Origin of the sequence: Mesorhizobium sp. LSJC269B00 (assembly GCF_000502815.1) — a bacterium.
In the GTDB taxonomy this organism is placed as follows: Bacteria; Pseudomonadota; Alphaproteobacteria; order Rhizobiales; family Rhizobiaceae; genus Mesorhizobium.
In genome coordinates this window covers 425,651-449,548 of sequence record NZ_AYVN01000002.1, presented here as the reverse complement: position 1 = coordinate 449,548, position 23,898 = coordinate 425,651, and the positions used below count along the sequence as shown (strand labels likewise).

General features: G+C 63.1%; 23 protein-coding genes. 17 read left to right on the top strand and 6 right to left on the bottom strand.

Features of this window, described 5'->3' with window-relative positions:
• Nucleotides 1-147 precede the first annotated feature (147 nt).
• The 3 genes from X771_RS158370 to X771_RS1000000165825 all read left to right on the top strand — a co-directional run bounded on the left by X771_RS158370 (nt 148) and on the right by X771_RS1000000165825 (nt 3,669).
• Nucleotides 148-1,470: a homoserine dehydrogenase gene (locus tag X771_RS158370; protein ID WP_023687076.1), complete on the top strand. Its 1,323-nt coding sequence runs from the start codon at nt 148-150 to the stop codon at nt 1,468-1,470.
• A 20-nt stretch (nt 1,471-1,490) separates the two neighbouring features.
• Nucleotides 1,491-2,978, top strand: coding sequence for an FGGY family carbohydrate kinase (locus X771_RS158375; RefSeq protein WP_023687075.1), 1,488 nt, complete (start codon nt 1,491-1,493; stop codon nt 2,976-2,978).
• 97 nt (nt 2,979-3,075) lie between these two features.
• The gene (locus X771_RS1000000165825) at nt 3,076-3,669 is read left to right on the top strand and encodes a hypothetical protein (RefSeq protein ID WP_023687074.1); all 594 of its coding nucleotides are present in this window, start codon (nt 3,076-3,078) and stop codon (nt 3,667-3,669) included.
• 16 nt (nt 3,670-3,685) lie between these two features.
• Here X771_RS1000000165825 and X771_RS158380 read toward each other — a convergent pair whose 3' ends face one another.
• The gene (locus X771_RS158380; RefSeq protein ID WP_023668527.1) at nt 3,686-4,648 is read right to left on the bottom strand and encodes a sugar-binding transcriptional regulator; all 963 of its coding nucleotides are present in this window, start codon (nt 4,646-4,648) and stop codon (nt 3,686-3,688) included.
• A gap of 242 nt (nt 4,649-4,890) precedes the next feature.
• On the opposite strand from X771_RS158380, the gene X771_RS158385 reads away from it, so the two are divergent.
• The 11 genes from X771_RS158385 to X771_RS1000000165815 all read left to right on the top strand — a co-directional run bounded on the left by X771_RS158385 (nt 4,891) and on the right by X771_RS1000000165815 (nt 16,614).
• Nucleotides 4,891-5,916, top strand: coding sequence for an ABC transporter permease (locus X771_RS158385; protein ID WP_023687073.1), 1,026 nt, complete (start codon nt 4,891-4,893; stop codon nt 5,914-5,916).
• A gap of 129 nt (nt 5,917-6,045) precedes the next feature.
• Nucleotides 6,046-6,984, top strand: a complete 939-nt coding sequence (locus tag X771_RS158390) for a sugar ABC transporter substrate-binding protein (RefSeq protein ID WP_023668529.1) — start codon at nt 6,046-6,048, stop codon at nt 6,982-6,984.
• A 29-nt stretch (nt 6,985-7,013) separates the two neighbouring features.
• A complete protein-coding gene (locus X771_RS158395; protein WP_023687072.1) occupies nt 7,014-8,522 on the top strand; it encodes a sugar ABC transporter ATP-binding protein in 1,509 nt (502 codons plus the stop codon).
• A gap of 106 nt (nt 8,523-8,628) precedes the next feature.
• Complete coding sequence (locus tag X771_RS158400; RefSeq protein WP_023684416.1) at nt 8,629-9,393, top strand: SDR family oxidoreductase; 765 nt, start codon at nt 8,629-8,631, stop codon at nt 9,391-9,393.
• A gap of 10 nt (nt 9,394-9,403) precedes the next feature.
• Complete coding sequence (locus X771_RS158405) at nt 9,404-10,189, top strand: SDR family oxidoreductase (protein ID WP_023687071.1); 786 nt, start codon at nt 9,404-9,406, stop codon at nt 10,187-10,189.
• Nucleotides 10,190-10,614: 425 nt separating this feature from the next.
• A complete protein-coding gene (locus tag X771_RS158410; RefSeq protein ID WP_023687070.1) occupies nt 10,615-11,589 on the top strand; it encodes an ABC transporter substrate-binding protein in 975 nt (324 codons plus the stop codon).
• A 69-nt stretch (nt 11,590-11,658) separates the two neighbouring features.
• Entirely contained in the window at nt 11,659-12,738 is a 1,080-nt protein-coding gene (locus X771_RS158415) for a glycine betaine/L-proline ABC transporter ATP-binding protein (RefSeq protein ID WP_023668534.1), read from the top strand.
• Nucleotides 12,735-14,714 carry an ABC transporter permease subunit gene (locus tag X771_RS158420; protein WP_023668535.1) on the top strand — a complete coding sequence of 660 codons (1,980 nt, stop codon included), beginning with the start codon at nt 12,735-12,737 and terminating at the stop codon, nt 14,712-14,714. Before X771_RS158415 ends, X771_RS158420 begins: the two co-directional genes overlap by 4 nt.
• 7 nt (nt 14,715-14,721) lie before the next feature.
• On the top strand, nt 14,722-15,522 hold the full coding sequence (locus X771_RS1000000165820) for a hypothetical protein (RefSeq protein ID WP_023687069.1): 801 nt from the start codon (nt 14,722-14,724) through the stop codon (nt 15,520-15,522).
• 4 nt (nt 15,523-15,526) lie between these two features.
• Complete coding sequence (locus tag X771_RS1000000167945) at nt 15,527-15,664, top strand: hypothetical protein (RefSeq protein ID WP_023687068.1); 138 nt, start codon at nt 15,527-15,529, stop codon at nt 15,662-15,664.
• A 155-nt stretch (nt 15,665-15,819) separates the two neighbouring features.
• A complete protein-coding gene (locus tag X771_RS1000000165815; protein ID WP_023687067.1) occupies nt 15,820-16,614 on the top strand; it encodes a hypothetical protein in 795 nt (264 codons plus the stop codon).
• 41 nt (nt 16,615-16,655) lie between these two features.
• Here X771_RS1000000165815 and X771_RS158425 read toward each other — a convergent pair whose 3' ends face one another.
• Entirely contained in the window at nt 16,656-18,014 is a 1,359-nt protein-coding gene (locus tag X771_RS158425) for an NAD(P)/FAD-dependent oxidoreductase (RefSeq protein ID WP_023668538.1), read from the bottom strand.
• A gap of 267 nt (nt 18,015-18,281) precedes the next feature.
• Here X771_RS158425 and X771_RS158430 point away from each other — a divergent pair, with 267 nt between their 5' ends.
• On the top strand, nt 18,282-18,992 hold the full coding sequence (locus X771_RS158430) for an XRE family transcriptional regulator (RefSeq protein WP_023687066.1): 711 nt from the start codon (nt 18,282-18,284) through the stop codon (nt 18,990-18,992).
• A gap of 122 nt (nt 18,993-19,114) precedes the next feature.
• On the opposite strand, the gene X771_RS158435 is transcribed toward X771_RS158430, so the two are convergent.
• Genes X771_RS158435 through X771_RS158450 form a run of 4 tightly spaced genes read right to left on the bottom strand, consistent with a single transcriptional unit; the run spans nt 19,115 to nt 22,899 of the window.
• On the bottom strand, nt 19,115-20,155 hold the full coding sequence (locus tag X771_RS158435; protein WP_023687065.1) for a DUF3445 domain-containing protein: 1,041 nt from the start codon (nt 20,153-20,155) through the stop codon (nt 19,115-19,117).
• 9 nt (nt 20,156-20,164) lie between these two features.
• On the bottom strand, nt 20,165-21,130 hold the full coding sequence (locus X771_RS158440) for a PDR/VanB family oxidoreductase (RefSeq protein ID WP_023687064.1): 966 nt from the start codon (nt 21,128-21,130) through the stop codon (nt 20,165-20,167).
• A complete protein-coding gene (locus X771_RS158445) occupies nt 21,127-21,723 on the bottom strand; it encodes a dimethylamine monooxygenase subunit DmmA family protein (RefSeq protein WP_023668542.1) in 597 nt (198 codons plus the stop codon). The genes X771_RS158440 and X771_RS158445 overlap by 4 nt, the downstream gene beginning before the upstream one ends.
• 42 nt (nt 21,724-21,765) lie before the next feature.
• The gene (locus X771_RS158450) at nt 21,766-22,899 is read right to left on the bottom strand and encodes an aminomethyltransferase family protein (RefSeq protein ID WP_023668543.1); all 1,134 of its coding nucleotides are present in this window, start codon (nt 22,897-22,899) and stop codon (nt 21,766-21,768) included.
• 184 nt (nt 22,900-23,083) lie between these two features.
• On the opposite strand from X771_RS158450, the gene X771_RS158455 reads away from it, so the two are divergent.
• Both X771_RS158455 and X771_RS158460 read left to right on the top strand, forming a co-directional pair.
• A complete protein-coding gene (locus X771_RS158455) occupies nt 23,084-23,470 on the top strand; it encodes a hypothetical protein (protein WP_245261080.1) in 387 nt (128 codons plus the stop codon).
• Between the two features lie 28 nt (nt 23,471-23,498).
• Nucleotides 23,499-23,876, top strand: a complete 378-nt coding sequence (locus tag X771_RS158460; RefSeq protein WP_023668545.1) for a hypothetical protein — start codon at nt 23,499-23,501, stop codon at nt 23,874-23,876.
• The last annotated feature ends 22 nt before the right edge of the window (nt 23,877-23,898 follow it).

The window sequence follows — 23,898 nt, the reverse complement described above, 5'->3', positions numbered from 1 at the left end:
TGAAGCTGTCACCCCACGAATCCTCCGTGGGAGATTTGGTCCTGCAGCCATTCTCCGATTTGCGGGTTGAAATATTTTTCAAATGGAAATAGGAATGTTCAAAATGATGATTTGACGCTGCGGCGCGTCGTGACTGGAGGAAGCGATATGGCCCATCCGCAATTTGCAGCGGAACTTCTGCAGCGCGCTGAAGCCCAAGGGCCTATCACCATCGGTCTCGCCGGCGCCGGGCAGATGGGCACCGACATCGTCGTCCAGGTGGCGCTGATGCCGGGCATGCGGATCGGTGCCATTTCCGAGGTGCGCCCGCAAGCGGCGATCGATGCCGCACTGCTCGCCGGCCATGACCGCTCCGACATCGTCCAGGCTGCGAACGCCTCTGCCATCGACCGCGCCATCGAGGCCGGCAAGATCGCTGTCACCGAAGATCTGCATGCGCTGGCCGCGGCCGGCCGCATTGATGTCATCATCGACGCGACAGGCAATCCCAACATCGGCACGCTGTTTGCGCTCGAAGTGATGAAGAACGGCAAGCACATCGTCATGCTCAATGTCGAGGCGGACATTACGATCGGCCGCTTCCTCAAGGAGGAAGCGCGCAAGGCCGGCGTGGTCTACACCGGTGCGGCCGGCGACGAACCCGCCTGCACGCTGGAGATCATCGGCTTCGCCAAGAGCCTCGGCTTCAACATCATCGCCGCCGGCAAGGGCAAGAACAACCCGCTCAAGATCGACGCCATGCCCGCCGACTACGAGAAGGAAGCGGCCGAGCGCAATATGAATGCGCGCATGCTGGTCGAGTTCGTCGACGGTTCCAAGACGGCGATCGAGATGGTGGCGATTGCCAACGCCACCGGGCTGGTGCCCGACGTGCCGGGCATGCACGGCCCGACGGCGACGCTGGAGGAACTGGCCAGCGTGCTTTGCCCGCGCGAGGATGGCGGCGTGCTGCACCGCAAGGGCGTGGTCGACTATTCCATCGGCAAGGGCGTGGCGCCCGGCGTGTTCTGCATCATCGAAACGAGGCATCCGCGCGTGCTGGAGCGCATGGTCGACCTCAAGGTCGGCAAGGGTCCCTATTTCACGATCTACCGTCCCTATCACCTGACAAGCCTTGAAGTGCCGCTGTCGGCGGCGCGCGCCGTTGTCTACAAGCGCGCCGACATGGAGCCGCTCGACCATCCGGTCGCCGAAGCGGTGGCGGTGGCCAAGAGCGATCTCGGCGTGGGCCAATCGCTCGGCATGATCGGCGAGAACGACTATCGCGGCTTCGCCATGACCTGGGAGGACGCCCGCGCCAAGGGCGCGCTGCCGCTCGGGATTGCCGAACGCGCCAAGGTGGTCAAGCCGGTCAAGACCGGCGACTTCCTCACCTATGAAAATTGTGTACCCGACGATTCGATGGTGATAACGCAGATCCGCCGCCGTCTCGACCAGTCGGACGGACAGTTTGTGACCAACGCCGCCTGAACCTTCGGGATCTCCCTGTGATGGACGATGTCGTTATCGGGATCGATGCCTCGACGACGGCGGTGAAGGCAATCGCCTTCACCGGCGACGGCGCGGAGCTGTTCCAGGCGCGCGAGGCCTATCCGCTGGCCAATCCGAAGCCCGGCCATTTCGAGCAGGATGCCGAACATTGGTGGGCAGCCCTCGTCAGTGCGCTGAAGCAGGTTGCCGACAAGGTCGGCGCCGCGCGCGTGGCGGCAATTGCCATAGCCCATCAGCGCGAGACCTTCACCCTGATCGATCAGGCCGGCACGCCGCTCATCCCGGCGATCCTGTGGCTTGACGAGCGCGCCCGGCCTCAAGTCGCCAAGCTGTCGGCCGAGCTTGGCCGCGAGACGATCCGCGACTGGAGCGGCAAGCCGCCGGATCCGACGCCGGCGCTCTATGCCATCGCCTGGCTGGCGGAACACCAGCCGCAGGTGCTGGCCAACGCCGCCGCCCTGGTCGATGTTCATGGCTTCTTCGTTCACCGGCTGACCGCACGGCTGGTAACCAGCACGGCAAGTGCCGACCCGCTCGGCTTGCTCGATGTCGCGACAGGCGAATGGCACCCTGAGCTTGTCGCGGCTGCAGGGCTGCAGCCACGGCAGTTGCCGGCGCTGATCGGCCCAGGCGAAATCTGCGGCGGCCTTGCCGAAAGCATTGCCCAGCTGACTGGCCTCAAAGCGGGCACGCCAATTGTCGCCGGCGCCGGCGATGGCCAGGCCATGGGTCTCGGCATGGGCGTCTATGGTGCCGGCAGGAGCTATCTCTCGCTCGGCTCCGGCGTCGTCAGCGGCTGCTATTCCGGCACGGTCACCACATCGGACGCGTTTCGCACGCTGGTCTCGCCCACCGGTTCGGGCTTCATGCTGGAAACCGTGCTGCGCTCGGGCATGCAACTGGTCGACTGGATCGTGCGCACCACCGGCGCGTCTTCCGCGGCAGAACTGGAGAAGGGTGCGGTCGATGTTGCGGCCGGCAGCGACGGTCTTTTGGTCATGCCCTATTGGGCCGGCGTCATGAGCCCCTATTGGGATGGCGCGGCGCGCGGCGCCGTTGTTGGCCTGTCGCTCGACCATGAGCCCAGGCATCTCTTCCGCGCAACGCTGGAAGGCATCGCTTTGGAGCAAGCCATCGCCAGCGAGGCGATGGAGGCCGAAAGCGGCGGCAAGCCGGGAGAGATGATTGCCGCCGGCGGCGGCACCAATTCGGCGCTGCTGATGAAGATCATGGCCAGCGTGCTGGAGCGGCCGCTGTTCGTGTCGCCGGTCAACGAGGCGGCGGCTCTTGGCGCGGCCATGCTGGCGGCTTCGGCGATCGGCTGGTTCGCCTCGGCGGAAGACGCCGCCAAGGCAATGGCGGCGGCGCCGGCCAGGTGTGTCGATCCGGATATGACGCTGGTGCCGGCTTACCGGGCGCGCAAGTCGATCTACCGCGACCTCTATCACGCGACACGCGACATCCACGCGCGGCTCGGTGCGATCTGAGTTCAAGCGCAGCTTGCCTGCGTGAGGCTCCCATGCCCAACCTGCCCAGCTTGCCGATTTTGCGTCCTGCCCGGCCAATGCTAGACTCATCGGGCTCATGAAAGCAGTATTTCACCTTGCCGCCCTGCCCTGGATTGTCGCGCTTGCGGCAGCTCCGATGACGGCGCGTGCGCAGGACGAGCCGCCCTTCGAGGTCACGCTCGACATGGACAATGACGGCAGGATGGATCGGGCCGCGATCGCGGCGGATTCCGACAGCGGGCTGGCGGATCTCTCGATCTATCTGGCTGCCGGCGAAGGAAAGCTCGATCCTTCGCGCAAGCCTGACTTTGTCAAAAAGGCGCTGACGCAGGACCGTATTCTCGGGCTCGAAAGCAAGGGTAAGGGATCGCTTGCCGTCACCTCGTGCTTCGGCTGCGGCGCCAACAAATCATGGGATACAACGCTGACCATCGTCTGGCGCGGCGGTAAATTCCTTGTCGCCGGCTACAGTCGCGACTGGGACTGGAATGTGCAGAAAGCCGACGGCTCGGTCGAGACGACGCTGGGCGGCTGCGACATCAATTTTCTCACCGGCAAAGGCACCGCTTCAAAGGACCTGGACGACGGCAAACCGGTCGCGGGAAAATTCGTGCCGATCGCACTGGCCGACTGGTCGGACGACAGTCGTCCGGAGCCCTGCGAATTCTGACCGAGGCCGACAGCGCTCAACGGTTGAGTAGGCCTTTGGCCGCATCCTCATCGGTAATGAGCACCGAAATCCTGGTGTTGGCGAGCGCCGCGCGCATGACGGCGACCTTCTCCTGACCGCCTGACACCAGGATGATGCTCGGAATATCGGACAGATCCTGCAGCGGATAGGCGCAGACGCGGCGGTTGACCTCATGGTCGACAGGGTGGCCCTCGGCGTCGATGAAATGGCACAAGAGGTCGCCGACCGCGCCGGCCGCCTGCAATTCCTCGAGTTCGCTCGGTTTGATGAAGCCGTAATTGGCGATCGGGCTGTCCTTGGAAAACGAGCCGACGCTGAGCACGGCGATGTTGGCGCGGCGCGCGCGGAAGACGACATCCTGAACGCTGCGCTGGCTCATGAAGGCATCGCGCTGTTCCGGCTTGTCGGCATAGACCGGCACCGGCAGCAGGAAACATTCAGCGCCGATCTTTTCGGCGAACTCCCAGGCGCTTTCGGTCGGGTTGAGCGGCTGCGCGTGGGTAAGGCCGCCGAGCATCGAGACGACCGTCGTCCTGGCAATCGGCCGCCTCGGCAATTCGTTGATGGCGAATTTCAGCGTCCGGCCCCAGCCCAGCGCAATGACGTCGCCGGCATTGACGTTGTCGGCGAGATAGGCGGCAGCCGCGTGGCCGATCATCAGCGGCGCGTTGCTGCGGTCGGCGGCCGACGGCACCACGACCGCCTGGCTTAGCCCAAAGCGCTGCTTCAGGCTCTCCTCGAGCTGCACGCATTCGACGACACTGTCGCGAATGCGGAACTGCACGATGCCCTCCTCTCGCGCAGCGGAGAGAATGCGGTGCACCTTGATGCGGCCGACGCCGAGGATCTCGGAAATGCGCTCTTGCGTCAGACCTTCGACATAGTAATGCCAGGCGGCCCGGGCCTTGAGCTCGGCATCGGGGAAGCGCGAGGCCTTCTCGTTTTCGACGGTCGCCATCTTTTGCCCTCCCGCGGCAGATTTCGGAAATCTTTCCGCAAGCGCCGCCCCCTGGCCTTCCCTAGGACAAACCGCCCTGTGGCGCAAACCACCGCCGAATGGCGCAACGGCTCTTGACAATTTTCTAATGAACAGTTTAGCTGAACAAAATTGCATATCAAAGATAAATTGTTCACAGGGAGGTGCCTGGTGAACAAGAGCGGACGGCAGGCCATCGTCGTTTCGCTGACGGAGGAGACGAAGTGGCCGTGAGTAATGATGCAAGCGAGTCGAAGGCTGGCGAGTTGAAAGCCGCGCCCGGCACTCAAGGTGCGACGGCCGCGAAGCTTTCGGCGCTGTTTGCCGGAACCATGGGGCCGCTGATCGGGCTGCTGCTGCTTTGCCTGGCGCTGACGCTGACCACCGACACGTTCCTCACCGTGCGCAACATCCTCAACGTACTTGACCAGATCACGGTGCTCGGCATCATGGCAATCGGGATGACGCTGGTGATCCTGATCGGCGGCATCGATCTCTCGGTCGGCTCGGTGCTGGCGCTGGCCGCCATGGTGATGGGCTTTGTCTCCCACCCCGACTATCTCAATCTCGGCCTTGCGGCCGGCGTAGTCGCAGCACTGGTCGTCGCCGGCCTTTGCGGACTGGTGTCCGGCCTGCTGGTGACCGTCACCCGGCTGCCGCCGTTCATCGCGACGCTGGCGATGATGTCGGTGGCGCGCGGTCTTGCCAATATGATCACCGACGGTTCGCAGATTGTCGGCTTTCCCGACTGGTTCACCAGCCTGTCGATCATCCGCCATTTCGGCTTCCTGTCGGTCACAGTCGGGGTGATGATGGTGCTGGCGATCGTCTTCGCCATCTTCCTCAACTACCGCGCCACCGGCCGCAGCCTTTACGCCATCGGCGGCAGCGCCGAGGTGGCGCGGCTCTCCGGCATTCCGGTGAAGTCACTGACCAACTGGGTCTACGCCATCTGCGCCGTACTTGCGGGTCTTGCCGGCATCGTGCTCGCCGCGCGGCTGGATTCGGTGCAGCCGAGTTCCGGCCTCGGCTATGAGCTCGACACCATCGCGGCGGTGGTGATCGGCGGCGCCAGCCTGTCGGGCGGCATCGGCTCGATCGGCGGCACCGCGGTCGGCGTACTCATCATCGGCGTGCTGCGCAACGGGCTCAATCTGCTCGGCGTCTCGCCCTTCATCCAGCAGGTGGTGATCGGCGTGGTGATCGCGCTGGCGGTCGCCAGCGATACCTGGCGGCGCAGGGCGCGATAGAGAACGGGGCACAATTGAGAATTCGCCCGGAGCGTCCGGGCGATAGACGGATCGGTCGATCCGAAACTGGGATGTTCCAAGGGGCGCGATGCGCTGGCGGGACAGTTTGACTATCAACGGAGGAAAAACATGCTGACCAAACGTTCACTGCTGCTCGCCGCTGCCGCCATCATTCCTATGCTCGGGCTGACCGACATGGCCTCGGCCAAGGAGGCCAAGAAACTCGGCCTCGCCGTGGCCAATTTGCAGGCCGACTTCTTCAACCAGATCAAGCAGTCGGTCGAAGCCTACGGCAAGGAGAAGGGCATCGAGATCGTCACCGTCGACGCCAAGGGCGATTCAGCGACCCAGGTCAGCCAGGTGCAGGATCTGATCACGCAGAACATCGACGCGCTGATCTACATTCCGGCCGGCGCCACAGCCGCCACCGTGCCGACCAAGACCGCCAAGGCTGCCGGCATCCCGGTCGTCAATGTCGACCGCAACGCCGACGGCGCGCCCGGCGACACCTTCATCGCCACCAACAGTGTCGCCTCGGCGCAGGCGGTGTGCGACTACATCGCCAAGCAGGCCGGCGGCAAAGGCGAACTGATCATCATCCACGGCCAGAAGGGCACCACGCCGGAAGTGGATCGCTCGAAGGGCTGCGGCGAAGCGCTCAAGGCCTATCCCGATATCAAGGTGGTCGGCGAATTGTGGAGCGAAGGCTGGCACCAGGACGAAGGCTTCAAGCTGACGCAGGACCTTTTGCAGTCGCATCCCGATGTCTCCATCGTCATCGGCCAGGCCGATGCGCTGGCGCTGGGTGCGGCACAGGCGGTCAAGGTCGCCAATCCCGGCCACAAGGTCTGGGTTGCCGGCTTCGATGGCGACGTGGCCGCGCTCAAGGCGCTGAAGGACGGCGTGTTCGACGTCACCGCGACGCAGCAGACGCAAGGCATGGGCCGGCTCGCCGTCGATGCGGCGATCAAGCTGGTGGCGGGCGAGAGCGTTCCGGCCGAACAGCTGCAGGATGCGACGCTGACCACCAAGGACAATGTCGAGCAGTTCATCGCCAAGCATCCGTAACGACCGGCACCGCTTAAGAGAGCGCCACGATGTCTCCTGATCCTCGCCACAGCGAAAGCCCGCACAACGGGCTCTTCGTCAACGGCCTTTGCAAGAGCTACGGACCGGTCCAGGTCCTGGCCGATGCAAGCTTTGAGGTGCGGCCGGGCGAGGTTGTGGCGCTGCTCGGCGAAAACGGCGCCGGCAAGTCGACGGTGTCCAATATCATCGCCGGCTCGACCCGGCCCGACGCGGGCACCATCATCTGGCGGGGGAAACCTTATTCCCCCGCCTCGCCTGCCGCGGCAATCGATGCCGGTGTGGGCATGATCCATCAGGAACTGAAGCTGCTGCCGGATCTGTCGGTGGCGGAAAACGTCTATGTCGGGCGCCTGCCGATGCGCGGCGGCCGCATCGACCGCGCAGCAATGAACGCCAATGCCTCGGCGCAGTTGAAGCGGCTTGGCCTCGACGTCTCGCCCGAGCGCAAGGTGGGCACGCTGCGCATCGCCGCCCAGCAGCAGGTCGAGATCGCCAAGGCGCTGACGCTGAATGCCGAATTGCTGATCTTCGACGAACCGACCGCAGCGCTTGGCGGCGAGGAAACGGAGCTTTTGTTCCAGCAGATCCGCAAGCTCAAGGCGGAAGGCATGTCCTTCATCTATATCAGCCATCGTCTCGACGAGATCGCGCAGATTGCCGACCGCGTGGTGGTGATGCGCGACGGACGCATCGTCGCCCGCCACGAGCGCGCCGATATTCCCGTGCGCACAGTGGTGGAGCAGATGGTCGGCCGCTCGGTCGAGCGGATGTTCCCGCATCTGTCGCCACCGCGCGAGGAGACGCTGCTCGAGGTCGACAACCTGTCCTCGCCGGAGAAGAGCTTCAACAACGTTTCCTTCTCGGTCAAAGCAGGCGAGATCCTCGGCATTGCCGGGTTGATCGGCGCCGGCCGCACCGAACTGGTGCGGGCGATCGCCGGCGCCGATCCGATCTCGTCGGGCTCGGTGCGCGTTGCCGGCAAACCGGTGCATCTCAGCGGGCCAGCGGCAGCCATCAAGGCCGGCGTCGTGCTGGTGCCGGAAGACCGAAAGGCGCAAGGCGTCGTTCTCGACCAGACCATCGGCGAGAATTTGGCGTTCGGCAATTTCGACCATGTCGCGCCGAAAGGCTGGGTGTTTCCGAAAGCGGTGCAGAAATTCGCCGAAGCCGGCATCGCAAGGCTCGGGGTCAAGGGCAAACCTGGCCAGGCGGTCAGCAAGCTTTCCGGCGGCAACCAGCAGAAGGTGATCATCGCCAAATGGGTGTCGCGACCGCCGAAGGTGTTCATCCTCGATGAGCCGACGCGCGGCATCGATGTCGGTGCGCGTGCGGCGATCTACGACGTGATCGCCGACCTCGCCCGCTCCGGCATGGCGGTGGTGGTGGTCAGCTCCGACCTCGAGGAGGTGCTGGGCCTGTCACACCGGGTGCTGGTGCTGAGCCGCGGCCGCCAGCGCGGCATTCTCGACCGCAGCGAGGCGAGCAATGTCGCGGTGATGGAACTCGCCACGAGCTGAGGACAGGAGTCGGAACAAAGCGCAGCAGGTGGTATCCTCCCAAGGACCGGACCGCGCGGGGCGCCAGCAAAGACTGGCGCCCCTTCATTTCAGGAGGGGGAACAACATGAAACTATTCGATCTCAGCGGCGACGTAGCGCTGGTAACAGGCGCCGGCAGCGGCATTGGCCAGGCCATTGCCATCGGACTCGCCGAAGCCGGCGCCGACATAGCCTGTTTCGGCCATGCCTCGAAAGGCGGGCTGGATGAGACCGCGCACAGGATCGCCGCGCTTGGCCGCAAGGCGGTGGTGCTGACCGGGACGGTGACGTCGGAGGCCGACCTGGCGACCGCAGTCGAGCGCACGGAAAAGGAGCTCGGCGCGCTGACCATCGCCGTCAACAATGCCGGCATTGCAGGAGCCGAGGCCGCCGAGACGCTGTCGCTGGAGAAGTGGCAGAAAATCTACGACGTCAATGTCAGCGGCGTGTTCCTGTCCTGCCAGGCCGAAGCGCGCGCCATGCTGACGCGGCGCAAGGGCTCGATCATCAACATCGCCTCGATGTCGGGCTCGATCGTCAATCGCGGCCTGACCCAGGCGCATTACAATTCGTCGAAGGCGGCGGTCATCCACATGTCGAAAAGCCTCGCAATGGAATGGGCCGATCGCGGCCTGCGCGTCAATGTGGTGAGCCCAGGCTACACGCTGACGCCGATGAACAAGCGGCCGGAGGTCGCCGAACAGATCAAGATCTTCGAACGCGACACGCCCATGGGGCGCATGGCGACGCCGGAAGAAATGGTCGGCCCGACCGTGTTCCTGGCCAGCCGCGCCGCGAGTTACGTCACCGGCATCGACCTGATCGTCGATGGCGGCTTTGTCTGCTGGTAGGAGAAGAAAAGTGCAGAAGCGTTTTGAAGGCAAGACTGCGGTCATCACCGGCGCGAGCGGCGGCATCGGCGCGGCGATGGCGAAGCGCTTCGCCGAGGAAGGTGCCGCGATCGTGGTCAGCGCCATCGATACCCGCGTCGAGGACGTCGCCGCCGGCCTTAAAGCGGGGGGCGCCAAGGTCGCGTCGATGCGCATGGACGTGACCAGGAAGGATGAGGTTACAGCGCTTTACGATCTCGCCGAGAAGGAATTCGGCCGTGTCGACATTTCGGTGCAGAATGCCGGCGTCATCACCATCGCCCGGATCGAGGCGATGACCGAGGCCGAGTGGGACAAGGTGATGGCCGTCAACACCAAGGGCGTGTTCCTGTGCTGCCAGGAAGCGATCGCGCGCATTCGCAAGCATGGCGATGGCGGCCGGCTGATCAACACGGCATCGGGCCAGGCGCGGCAGGGTTTCATCTACACGCCGCACTATGCGGCGTCGAAGTTCGGCGTCGTCGGCATTACCCAGAGCCTGGCCAAGGAAGTGGCCAAGGAAAAGATCACCGTCAACGCCATCTGCCCCGGCATCATCGACACGGACATGTGGGCCTATAATGACGCCGCCTGGGGCAAGCTGATGGGTGACTACAAGCCCGGCGAGCTGATGGCCGAATGGGTGAAGAACATCCCGATGGGGCGCGCCGGCAGCGGCGAGGACGTGTCCGGCCTGGTCAGCTTTCTCGCCAGCGACGACGCCACCTACATCACCGGCCAAACCATCAATGTCGATGGCGGCCTGATCATGTCGTGAACGTCAGCTCTGGCGGTTGGCAATCGACCAGTCTGAAATTCCGCAGTGCACAGGGCATCAGCCGTTGCGCCGCATGAACGTTGGTATATATAATTTCATCTCATGAAACGGCCTTGGCGGGGATGGGGCTCGCCGGCCGAGACCATGGGACCTTGATGGCTCGCACGTCTGAGAGCGCCGCTGGAGCGGCGATCGATCTGTTGACGATTGCTCACGCAGCAATCCATCCGATGCCATGACGCGGGCCCGCCCGGCATCACATAAACACCAAGTCGAGCAACCATTTCGCCTGCGCAAGTTGCGGCCGCGGCAATGGCATGGTGCGAACGAACTTGCGCAACGACCCGCCTTTCCAACACAATCAAGAAAAGACGCAAGAAGGGAATGGTCAAGAAATTTCCACATGGTTTGACAGGAGAACAAGCATGTCATTTCGCAGTGTGATTTCGAACCTATCAATAGGAGCCCTTGCACTTGCCGCCGCAAGTGCGCTTACATCACCGGTCCACGCAGCAGCACCCGAATCCAACGACCCGATCAAGATCGCGCTCTTCGACTGGACCAGCGTCAACCTCAACGCCAAGATCCTTGGCGGTATCCTCGAAAAGCTCGGCTATACCGTCGAATATCCGACAGCCGACTACCTCTCCAGCCTGACCACCGGCCTCACCAATGGCGACCTTGATGTCGGCCTGGAGTTCTGGGACACGACGGCCGGCGAAGCGATGAAGGCTTCAGACGCCACCGGCCAGACCGAGCGGCTCGGCAAGCTCGGGCCGAAGGCCAAGGAGGAATGGTGGTTTCCCGAATATATGAAGGAGAAATGCCCCGGCCTGCCCAATTGGGAAGCGCTGAAGGACCCGAAATGCGCCGAGGCGTTCTCGACAGCGGAGACGGCGCCGAAGGGCCGCTATCTCGGCGGCCCGGTAACCTGGGAGGGTTTTGACGACGAGCGCGTCGAGGCGCTGAAGCTGCCCTTCACCGTCATCCATGCCGGCACCGACGCGGCGATGTTCGCCGAGTTGGACTCGGCCTATCAGCGCAAGGCGCCGATCATGCTGTGGATCTATTCGCCGCATTGGGCGCCGGCCAAGTACAAGGGCGAGTGGGTCGAATTCCCGGAGTATACGCCCGAGTGCTACACCGACCCGAAATGGGGCACCAACCCGGATGCCAAATATGATTGCGGCAAACCGCATGGCGAAATCTGGAAATACTCCTGGTCCGGCATGAAGGACAAATGGCCGGTCGCCTACAAGGTGGCCAAGGCGTACACGATCGACACCGATGAGCTCAACAAGATGAGCGGCGAGATCGACCTCGGCGGCAAGACGCCCGAAGATGTCGCCGCCGCCTGGATCGCCGCCCACGAAGCAGACTGGAAAGCCTGGGCGCAGTGATCGCCTGACTGGAAGCCAGACCCGGCCCTAGCGGCCGGGTCTGGCTCCATTTTCCAGAAGGACCATTGGATGACGGAAGCGACTGAACCGCAGGCAACTGGCACGCCGGAGGATGTGCGGCCGATAAAGCTTGCCTGCCGTAATGTCTGGAAACTGTTCGGATCGAACGCGGCCAGCTTCATCCGCGAGCGTGACGGCAAGGCCAGCATGGCCGACATCGCCGCGGCCGGACTGGTCGGCGCGGTGCGCGCCGTCGATCTCGAAATCCGCCAGGGCGAGATTTTCATCATTATGGGGCTGTCCGGCTCCGGCAAGTCGACGCTGGTGCGCTGCATGTCGCGGCTGGTCGAGCCGACCCACGGCAAGGTCGAATTCGAAGGCAACGATCTGCTCAAGATTTCCGATTCGGCGCTGATCGAACTGCGGCGCCATCGCATGGGCATGGTGTTCCAGAATTTCGCGCTGCTGCCGCATCTGAACGTGCTGGAGAACATTGCCTTCCCGCTGAGTATCCAGGGCCAAGACCGGCCGACGCGCGAAGCGAGAGCGCGGGAGGTGATCGATCTCGTGGGCTTACGCGGCCGCGAGCATTTCTATCCGCGCGAACTCTCCGGCGGCCAGCAGCAGCGCGTCGGCATTGCCCGCAGCCTCGCGACCAAGCCGGAGATCTGGTTCCTCGACGAGCCGTTCTCGGCGCTTGACCCATTGATCCGCCGCGAGATGCAGGACGAGCTGATGCGGCTGCAGACCATGCTGCACAAGACCATCGTTTTCATCACCCATGATTTCGACGAGGCGATCAGGCTGGCCGACCGCATCGCCATCATGAAGGACGGCGAGGTCATCCAGATCGGCACACCGGAGCAACTGGTGGTCAATCCGGCGACCGACTATGTCGCCGAATTCACCCGGGATGTCGACCGCGCCAAGGTGATTTCGGCGCGCAGCCTGATGCGTGCCCTGGATGGCTCCGAGCATGGCGGCACGGTTTCGCCCGACGCCAGGATCGCCAGCTTCTCGGCCAGCATCGTCGCTTCGGGCAAGCCGTTCGCGGTGGTCAACGGCAGCGGCAAGTCGATCGGCGAGGTGACGCCGCAAGCCGTGATCGGACTGCTGGCCGGCATCGACAAGCAAAGAGCTGGCGCATGACGGTCACGGCAAGCGCCAGCCAAACGACGCCGCCGGTTCAGCGCTGGCTGCTGGTCTGGGCTCTCGCGCTGGCCGCCGTGCTGGTGGTGTTTCTGCTGCAGGACAGACTGCCCTGGGCCGTCGACTATCCGGCCGAGGCGGTTATCCCGGTCGCCGACTGGGTCAGCGCGCTGATGCGCTGGATCAAGTCGAACTTGTCCTGGCTGACCCGCTCGATCACCGCGGTGCTCGGCGTCCCGCTCGATTTCGCGCTCGACCTGCTGGCCAAGAATCTCAAGATCGGCCACGGCGCCGATGCCTATGTCCTGCCGCGCCTGTCCTGGGTCGGCGTCTGCGCCGCCGCCTTCATCGCCGGGCACGCCGCGGGCGGTAGAAGGCTTGGCATGCTGGTCGGCGGCTGCTTCCTCTACACCGCGCTGTTCGGCCAATGGACCAGCGCCATGCTGACGCTGGCGCTGATTTCCATCGCGGTGCCGTTCTGCATCGTCACCGGCCTGTTCGCCGGCATCTGGGCGTGGCGCAAGCCATGGGCCGAGCGGCTGATCATCTCACCTGCCCTCGATTTGATGCAGACCATCCCGACCTTCGCCTATCTCATCCCGATGCTGCTCCTGTTCGGCAACAGCCCGGTCTCGGCGATGATCGCCACCGCCATCTTCGCCACGCCGCCCATGGTGCGAGCAACGATGCTGGGTCTGTCGCGGGTGCCCTCCGAGATCGACGATTTCTCAGAGATGGCCGGCTGCACGGCGCGGCAGAAATTGTGGCGCGTGCTGCTGCCGTCGGCGCGGCCGACACTGATGATCGGCGTCAACCAGGTGATCATGCTGACGCTGAACATGGTGATCATCGCCTCGATGATCGGCGCCGGCGGCCTCGGCTACGATGTGCTGCTGGCGCTGCGTGCGCTGAAGGTCGGCGAAGCGATGGAAGCCGGGCTCGCCATTGTGGCGCTCGCAATCGCGCTCGACCGGCTGAGCCAGGCGATCGCGCATAAGCAGGCAAAAGGCCACGTTCAACGGCAGGTGAACCAGAGCGTTTGGCGGCGCTATCCCAATCTGTCGCTGGCCATCGCCATCCTGGTCGTGACGACGCTGCTCGGCCTGTTCGTACCGGCCTTCGCGGCGGTGCCGAAGGCGATCACCTTCACCACTGCGCCATTGTGGAAGGCGGCGGTGAGCTGGGTGACGATCAACTTCTTCGACGTGATCGAAGCGTTTCGCGTGGCGCTCATCCTCAATGTACTGAACCCGCTGCGCGCCTTCTGCGAAGGCTTTCCGTGGCTCGGCGCGGTGGCCCTGCTCGGCCTCGCCGGCTATCAGCTCGGTGGCCTGCGTCTCGCCGCCCTCGTCGCGGCGCTGACCGCATTCTGCGCCGTCACCGGCCTTTGGGAAAAGACCATGGGCACGGTCTATCTCTGCGGCATCTCGGCCTTCATCGCCTGCCTGATCGGCATTCCGATCGGTCTCGCGGCCGCCCGCAGCGACCGCTTCGAAAAGATCGTCACGCCCATCATCGACACGCTGCAGGTGCTGCCGTCCTTCTGCTTCATCATTCCCGTGGTGATGCTGTTCCGGGTCGGCGACGTCACCGCCATGATCGCAACGGTCGCCTTCGCCGTGGTGCCGGCGATCCGCTACACCAATCACGGCATCCGGCAAGTGCCGCCAGCGCTGATCGAGGTGGCGAAGGTGTCGGGCTGCACACCGCGCCAGACTTTCTTTCGCGTGCAACTTCCTTTGGCGCTTCCCGAAATCATGCTCGGCGTCAACCAGACGATCCTGATGGCGCTGGCGATGATCATCATCTGCGCCATGGTCGGCACACGCGACCTCGGCCAGGAAGTCTTCATCGCGCTGTCCAAGGCCGATTCCGGACGCGGCATTGTCGCGGGTCTCGCCATCGCTTTCATCGGCATCGTCGCAGACCGGCTGTTCAATGCCTGGACGGCGAAGGCGCGGGCAAGACTAGGATAATTGTTGAATGTCCAATCCCGGCGAACCGCCTTTTGCCGTACTCGTCTTCGACATGGCCAAGACCGGCGAGCCGGACGGGGAGCACGTAGTTTCGGGGTTTGAGACGCTGGAGGCGGCGACGTCCTACGCCATTGCGCGGGTTCGCGCCTCGGTGGAGGAGTTGCGCAAGCCCGGCATCGCCACTGCTGAGCTTCGCCAGCTCTGGCACCTCTATGGCGAAGACTGTTCGGTTCTGAACGCCGGAGTACGCGGCAGCGATCTACTCGACGATTTCATTGCGACGCCGTCGATGCCGGCCGAATGCAACTGGCAAGTTCTCGCGCCAAGGCTGCGCCGCTTCCGCGCCTCGCTGCTGATCTCCAACGGCAACAACGAATCCGTCTGGGCGGGCGGCTTCTTTCGCTCGACCTACAGGCTGACGCGAGACGGCCTCCTCGAGCGCTTTGGCGACGACGCCATTGCCGCCTTCAAGGCCAAGGGGATCGAGCCGGCGGAGCCGACGAAGCTCATGGTCGCCAATTACTTCGAGCTGCCCGACCCGCCCTACCCGCCGCCAGGCGTGACGCTGCGATCCTGGAAGGTCGAGGTCGGTTTCGTCTGCCATGACGTGAAGTTCGGCGGCGGCGCCGCCGGCATCTTCGCCTGGCCGCAAGAGCCCACCGACTGGGCGCTCAGAACCATGCAGCTCCTGCTGATGGCCGACATGATGGCCATGCGCGGCGATGGCCCCGACTGGGCCAACGACTGCGAGATACTAACCGCCAAAGTGACCGAGACGGAGGCGCCTCCCGACTATCCGCTGGATTGAAGTGATGATCATCACCTGCCCCGTGGCCGGCACACGCGATCTCGGCCAGGAAGTGTTCATCGCACGGTCCAGGGTCGCGGCATTGTCGCGGGCTGGCAACAACCTGCCATCGACATCATCGCGGTCGGTCGTCGACCCCTGAGCCGCGAAAGCTCAAGCACGGCTCGGATAGAACGGTTTCGCCTCTTCTGGAGTTCGCCTCTTCTGGAAATGGCAGGCCGCGCTCCAGCTCTTGACTTTGACGCATTTTCGCGCGGAAAGCTGCTTCATCCTCGACCAGCCTGAGCTTGCTGCCGAATGCCCGATCAGCGCGAACCGCCTTTTACTGTCGTCGTCTTCGACATGGCCAAGACCGGCGAGCATGTGGTTTCGGGGTTTGAGACGTTGGATGCGGCTACGTCCTACGCGATTGCTCGGGTTCGCGCCTCGGTGGAAGAGCTGCGCAAGCCTGGCATCGCAGCAGCCGAGCTCCGGCGGCACTGGCATATCCATGGTGAGGATTGCACGGTGCTGAACGCCAATGTGCGCGGCAGCGATCTGCTTGACGATTTCATCGCGACGCCGGGGACACCGGCCGAATGCGACTGGCGGGCGCTGGCGCCACGACTGCGCCGTTTCTACGCCGCTGTGAACGTCTTCAACAACGATGGCAAATCTATCCGGGTCAGCGGCTTTTTCCGCGCGACCTACCGGTTATGGCACGCTGGCCTGCTCGCACGATTTGGCGACGACGCCATCGCCTCCTTCAAAGCCAAAGGCATCACGCCGGCAGTGCCGACGAGAGTCTCGGTCGACCATCACTTCGAGCAGCCCGATCCGCCGCGCCCGCCGCTCAGCGATATCAGGCCGTTGCTGTCGTGGAAGGTCGAGATCGATTTCGGATGCACCGATGTGAGGTTCGGCGCCAAAACCGACGGCGTCTTCGCCTGGCCCGAGGAGCCGACCGGCCGGGCACTCAACGACATGACACATCTGCTGATGGCTGACAGACTGTCCATGTACGGCACCGGCCCGGAGGGCGCCTATTATAGCGAATTGGTGTGGGTCAAGGTGACGGAGACCGATGCGGCTCCCGACTACCCTCTGAATTGAAACTGGGCCGGTGCCGGCGCATTGTTTTGCATCACGCCGACCTATTCCGCCGCCACGCCCTTCACCTGGAGATAGCTTTCCATCGAGTCGTCCAGCGCCTGCAGCCAGGGCGTATGGTGCAATGGCGCCATGGTGCCGGTCATCAGCGAGCGGTAGGCGTGGTCGCGGAAGCTCATAATGTCTTCCGCCTTGTGGTGCTCCCACTCCATGAAGGTCTGGTTGACCGCCTCGACGTCGAAGCCGGGATAGTCGGTCTGGTCCATCAATTCCTTGGTGTAGTCGCCCTGGAACCAGATCATCTGCTCGGCGTCTTCCAGCGTCTCTTCGCGTGCCCGCCACTTGGCGCCGTGCTCGGCCATCGCCTGTACCGACGGCAGCTTGATACGGCCCATGATGACGTCGCGGGCGAACCAGGCCTGGGCGTCGAACATGTTGAAAGTGTAGAACTGGTCCTGCATGCCGATATAGGACAGTTTCGGGTTCTTCTCCCACACGACGCCCTCATAGAGCCCGTCCGGCCACATGCGATTGGCGGTCTTCAGTTTCAGCTCTTCCGTGAGGAACGGGAAGGAATGCAGGTAGCCGGTGCACAGGATGATGGCGTCGACGTCCTTGGTGGTGCCATCCTTGAAGTGCGCCGTCTTGCCGACGACCTTCTGCAGCAGCGGTACTTCCTTCCAGTTCTCCGGCCATTTGAACCCCATCGGTTTGGAGCGGTAGCTGGAAGTGATCGATCTGGCGCCGTATTTGTAGCACTGCGAGCCGATGTCCTCGGCAGAATAGGAGCGGCCGATGATCAGTATGTCCTTGCCCTTGAACTCCATGGCATCGCGGAAATCATGGCTGTGCAGGATACGGCCGTTGAACGTCGAAAAGCCTTCGAAATAGGGAACGTTGGGAACCGAGAAATGCCCTGAGGCAACGACGACATTGTCGAACTCCTCGGAGTAGGTGACGTCGTTCGTGCGGTCATGCGCGGTGACGGTGAATTTTCTCGTCTCGTCCGAGAAGGTGACCATGCGCACCGGGCTGTTGAAGCGCACCCATTTGCGCAGGCCTGATTTCTCGACGCGACCCTTGATGTAATCCCACAAAACGGCGCGCGGCGGGTAGGATCCGATCGGGCGGCCGAAATGCTCCTCGAACGTATAGTCGGCGAATTCCAGGCATTCCTTCGGTCCGTTCGACCAGAGGTAGCGGTACATCGAGCCGTGGACGGGGTCGCCATGCTCGTCGAGGCCGGTGCGCCAGGTGTAGTTCCACAGGCCGCCCCAGTCCGACTGCTTTTCGAAGCAGACGATTTCGGGGATCTCGGCGCCCTTGTCGGCAGCCGACTTGAAGGCCCTGAGCTGGGCCAGACCGGATGGCCCCGCTCCAATGACGGCAACGCGCGTTTTCATGGCAGGCCTCCCGGTGTCATTCGATTTTTGGAATTGCTCTTACGAAACAAATTTCACTCACAGGACAGTAATTGCCTCTTGGATGCTGTCAACAGGCCTTGTGGAGAAACCGCGTTTCGCCCCAGCGGATTTCCGGAAAAACGGATGACGGCGTAAATCCTGTTCGGACACCATTCGACTTAAGGGGCTTGCTGCGCGGTTGCGTTTCTGTATCGGCACCGAATATGTTCACCTGGAGTGAAATAATCATGGGGATTCGGAGGCGAGATGGCGAAGACAAGTTCCGATTCCAAGACTGCTTCGACAAGGGCAAAGCCACCGGCAAAGGCCTCCGTGGACGGAAAAACCATCCGCGCGCCGCTGACGCAGAATCCGCACGCCATTCGCGACACGCGCGAAAAAGTGCTGGAGGTGGCGATCGGGCGCGAGGTGCGCGCCTTCCGCAAGAAGCTCGGCATCACCGTCGCCGATCTCGCCGTCGCCACCGATATTTCGCTGGGCATGCTGTCGAAGATCGAGAACGGCATCACCTCGCCGTCGCTGACCACACTGCAGGCGCTGTCGAGGGCGCTCGGCGTTCCCGTCACCGCCTTCTTCCGCCGATTCGAGGAAGAGCGCAGCGCCGTCTTCGTCAAGGCCGGCGAAGGGCTAGATGTCGAACGCCGCGGCACCCGCGCCGGCCATCAATACAATCTGCTCGGCCATATCGGCTCCAACACCAGCGGCGTCGTCGTCGAGCCCTATCTGATTACGCTGACCGAGGATTCGGATGTGTTCCCGACCTTCCAGCATGAGGGCATGGAATTCCTCTATATGCTGGAGGGCGAGGTGGTGTACCGGCACGGCAGCAACCTCTATCCGATGAAGCCGGGCGACAGCCTGTTCTTCGACGCCGACGCGCCGCACGGGCCGGAGCAACTGACGAAACTTCCGATGCGGTATCTGTCGATTATTTGCTATCCGCAGAGCGCGGGGTAGTCGGACCGCCGCAGCCCGCTCACCCGGATTGCCCCGAGGGGAGAGGAGTCTGGCGTCAGCGCTGGCGATCTCTTCTCCGCTCGGGGAGAAGGTGGCCGCGCAGCGGCCGGATGAGGGGGCCTTTAGTCCGGCCCGAACCCCGGTGACGTCGCACTGCCATCATCCAGCTTCGACAGCCATTCCACCAATGTCGGCCGATACCGCGTCAGGCCCTTGTAGGTGGCCAGCTCTTCCGGCAAATCCCGGATCACCCGGTGCAGTCGCCTTGCCCATTTCGGCTGTGTCACCAGTTCGTCCATCTTGATCAGATAGCAGCGGATCGGGAAGACGATGCCGTTCGAGCGCGGCAGGCGCCAGAAGCTTTGCAGTTCGACGCGCAGATGCACCTTGTCGCCGACATTTTCGGGCGTCACCGTCGCGCGGTCCGGGCCCCATTTGTGGTAATTCTCCGGACTGGTGTCGAGGCGCGGGTTGATGGTCATCGTCCAGTTGAGACGCCGCGCCGGCTTGCCCTGCTGGATGTTGGTGAGGAACTTCAGCGCCCTGACGAAAATCCCCTTCTCATGCGCCAGCGGCACCGGCGCGTGCCATTCGAAGAAATTCATGCCGATGTCGAAATCGAGCGACCAGTCGGCCTGAGTGGTGACCATGCCGGCGTCCATCCAAAGATTGCCGTCGCGCTGATCGAGAATGCAGAAATCACCCTGGCTCTGGCGGGTGATGTACTCCATCGGCCCGTAAGGCAGTGTCGAGGTGTCGCCGAAGGTGAAGGTGTCGTCGATGCCGAGCGGCCGGTTGATCCAGCGCCAGCGGTCGCCGTCGCGGGTCAGGGTGAAATGCTCGGGATAGCCAAGTGCCTGTTGCTCCATCAAAAGTTCGAGCAGGTCCCAGCCGGCCAGCGTCATATGCGGCAGCGACTGGCAGCGCAGCGGATCGTCGGCCAGCACCAGTGCACGGTCCTGCATCTCGGCGACATAGTGCTCGTCGACGTCGATCAGGTTTTCCAGAACGCTGCCCTTGGGGCCAACCACATGCGGCTCGATGTTGACCGCATACATGTAGGCGTCTTCGTGGAACGGGAACGGAAACCGCCTGATGTGTTCCGGGCTGTTCCTGAAGGTGAAATCGTCGCGAAACGTTTCCTTGCGAAAGGTGATGCCCAAGCTGGCCTCCTATCTTTCCAGGACCAGCGACTTGCCTTCGAAGCGCGACACGCACGGCATGATCTTGCAGCCGGAACGATGGTCTTCCTCGCTGAGCCAGTGGTCGTTGTGGATGAACTTGCCGTCATACGAGACGACGTTGGTCTCGCACTGGCCGCAGACACCGCCGCGGCAGAGATAGGGCGGATCGACGCCGGCGGCCTCGATCGCTTCGAGCAGGCTCTGCTGCTCGCCGACGCGGATGGTCTTGCCGCTAACGGCAAGTGTGACGTCGAACGGCAGGCCGGGCTGGGGTGCCGCGAAATGCTCGTAGTGCACGGTCTCCGCCGGCCAGCCGAGAGCCGCAGCGCGCTCGCGCACCCAGTTGATCATGCCGGCCGGGCCGCAGACATAGAGATGGGTGCCGAGCGGCTGCGAGGACAAGAGACGGTCGAGTTCGATGCGCTCGTCGCGGTCGTCGTGATAGAGCCGGACGCGACGGCCATAGCGCTCCTGCAGCACATCGGCATAGGTGCCGAGCGAGGCGGTGCGGCAGGTGTAGTGCAGCTCGAAATTGCCGCCGGACCCGGCGAGCTGCGCGGTCTGCGCCATGAACGGCGTGATCCCGATGCCGCCGGCAAGCATCAGATGCTTCTTTGCCCTGAGGTCGAGCGAGAACAGATTGACGGGGTAGCTGACCACCATCTCCAGGCCAGGCTTGACGCTCCGGTGCATGAACAACGAGCCGCCGCGGCCGACATCGTCGCGGCGCACCGAGATGGTGTATTCGCGGGTGTCGAGCGGCGATCCCATCAGCGAATAGGGATTGAGCCTTGTGCGGTCGCCATCGCGCATCTCGACCACGACATGGGCGCCGCCGGAAAAGGTCGGCAAAAGCTCACCGTCACGGCGGCGGAAATGGAAGCGCGTCACCAGTTCGTTGACCGGGACGACGTCGCTGACGACGACATCGAGCTTGGTGGTGCCGGTGCTCATGGGAAGACCTCCTCTATGGGAGGGATCTCCGAGCGATCCTCGGCATTTATGCAGACGCCCTGGAATGCTGCCAGCCGTCGCGAATAATGATCGCGCACCAGAAGCAGCAGGCCGCAATGCGCGCAGGTGGCCGGCTGCGTCGTCACATTTTCGGTGATGCCTTTGCAATGCACGCACTGCATGCGCCGCGCCAATGAGCCGCGATGCTCGGTCTGCATGGAGGTATGATCGATGCCGGCTTCGAGCGCCACCTGCATGGCCTGGCCGATCAGCCCTTCGGTGCCGGCGAGATAGAGGCGCAGGCCCATATGCGCGTTGGCAAGCGTCTGCTTCAGCCGGGGCAGCAGGCTGGCGAAGGTTGGCGCGACATGAAATTGCGCGGACTTCAGTGCCTCAAGAGCGGCAACGTGCTTGCCGTCGGCCCCGGGAATGAAGACGATTTCGGCGCCGTCGAAGAAGCCGGGGGGCGCCGTCCTTGCCATATCGACGATCGCCAGCGCGCCTTCCGCATCCGCCACGAAAAGATGATGCTTGCCGGGCTGCGGGGACAGGGTTCCGTAAATGGGCCGGCTGATGATCGTTTTGGCTGCCATTCTCTACTTCGTACCTCGAAACCCCTCGCTGTCGATTGTGCCTCAGCCTTTCGCCGTGCGCTTGGTCTTTTTGGGATCGTCGAAGGGCAGAGGCTGCGCCGTCGCCCTGATCGAACCGCTCTTGTTGCGGATCTCGAGCTTGGTGTCCTTGACCGCGCAGTCGACGTCGAGGCGGGCGATGCCCATCGATTTCTCGACCAGCGGCGAATACATGGCGCAGGTGACCACGCCCACCTTTTTGCCGTCGCGATAGACCGGCGCGCCCTCATCCGCGGGTTGCTTGCCGTCGAGCAGCACGCCGTAGATCTTGAAGCGCTCCTTGCCCTTGAGGCGGTAATGCTCTTCGGCGCCGCGAAAGCCGGTCTTGCCGGGGCTGACGGTGAAGTCGAGGCCGAGCTCCCACAGCGTGTCGCCGGGGCCTTCGTTCTCGAACGGATATTTCTGCGAGTTGTCATAGGGATAAAACAGCAAATAACTTTCGACGCGCAGCATATCGAGCGTGGTGAAGCGGCACGGAATGATGCCGGCGCTCTTGCCCTCGTCGAGGATCCTGTCCCAGATCGTGCCGGCGTCCTGGCCGCGGCAGAATATCTCGTAGCCGCGCTCGCCGGTATAGCCGGTGCGCGAGATCATGACGGGAAAGCCGAACAGCTGCGTCTGCATATGATGGAAATAGTTGAGGTCGCGAATGCCCGGCACATGCTTTGAGAGATAGTCGACCGCGGTCGGTCCCTGCAGCGACAGGTCGTGCAGATTGTCGTCGAAGCGCAGCGATACGTCGCGGCCGACGGAAGCGCGCTGCAATTCCTCATGGCCGGTGCCGGAGCCGTGCACCACCATCCAGGCGTTCGGCCCGGTGCGGTAGAGGATGCAGTCGTCGGTGAATTTTCCGGCCTCGTTCAGCATGCAGGCATAGGCCGACTTGCCGGGATAGATCTTCTCCACGTCGCGCGTCGTTGCCAGGTCGATGAGGTGTGAGGCGTGCGGCCCGGTGATGTGAACCTTCTTCAGGCCCGACACATCCATCAGCCCGGCCCTGGTGCGGATGGCGGTGTATTCCTCGTCGGCGTCCTTGTCGTAGGTCCAGGCGGTGCCCATGCCGCTCCAGTCTTCGAGCTTCGAGCCTAACGCGCGATGGCGATCCGCCAGGGTCGAAAATCTCCAGGATGCCGTCATCCGCAAATCCTCCGTTCGAAAATTCTATTGTGTTCCCGGCTCCCTGCGCGAGGCGGGAGCATTTGGTCGAATATTGATCGCAAACGTCCTGATGCCGCAATACCCGGAAGCAAATAATTTCATTGTCAGGCAAAATTCGCGGCTGGGGACAAACGGTTAACCCAACGTAAAATCGGCTTGACAATTGCTGGATTCGGCCCGAATTTATGAAAAAAATTTCACTCTGTTGAAAGAGGGCAGCGGGCGGCCAATTCGGGGTCGGGCGCTGGAAAAGGGGAAACCGATGTCAGACCTGCAGCAGCGCATCGAAGCGCTGTACCGTTCCGACCTGCGCGGATCCGCGCTCCTGATCATCTGCCTTTGGGCGACGATCCTCTTCGTGCTTGTCATGACATGGCCCTACATCCCGGACACCGGGATCAAGATCGTCGTCGCTATCGCTGCCGCCGCCGTGCTGATCTTCAATACGGCCGCCATCCTGGCGATGGTCAATCACTACAAGGAAGACAAGGACTTCATCTACGGTCTCGACATCAAGAACGCCGACGCGGCCCGCAACCGCAAGTCCTGAAAACAGAACGTCCTGAGAGGTAGAAGTCATGTCGCGCTACACGCCGCCGGAACAAGGCAAGGCCGGGCAGATTTTCGATATCGTGGTCGTCGTGGTCGCCATTTTCGTGGCGCTGTGGCTGCCATTGAAACTCGGCCTGGCGGGTGCGGCGAAATCCATCGACGCGCTCGATGCCAAAACCTGGGAAGCGTTGGGACAGAACCCGACCATGGCCTCGATCTGGGAAAAGCTCGGCTATACGCCGGAGACCGCGCACGACATCATCCAGAACCGCTTCCACTACATCATCGACTGGCCGACGCTGATCATCATGGCGGCGGTGCTGATCGGCTATTTCGTCTTCCTGTTCCGCGCCTCCGACCGCGAATATCGCGACGTCATCAACGAAAAGTTCGACGACAAGTAACGCCAGAGATTTTGGGGAAGCA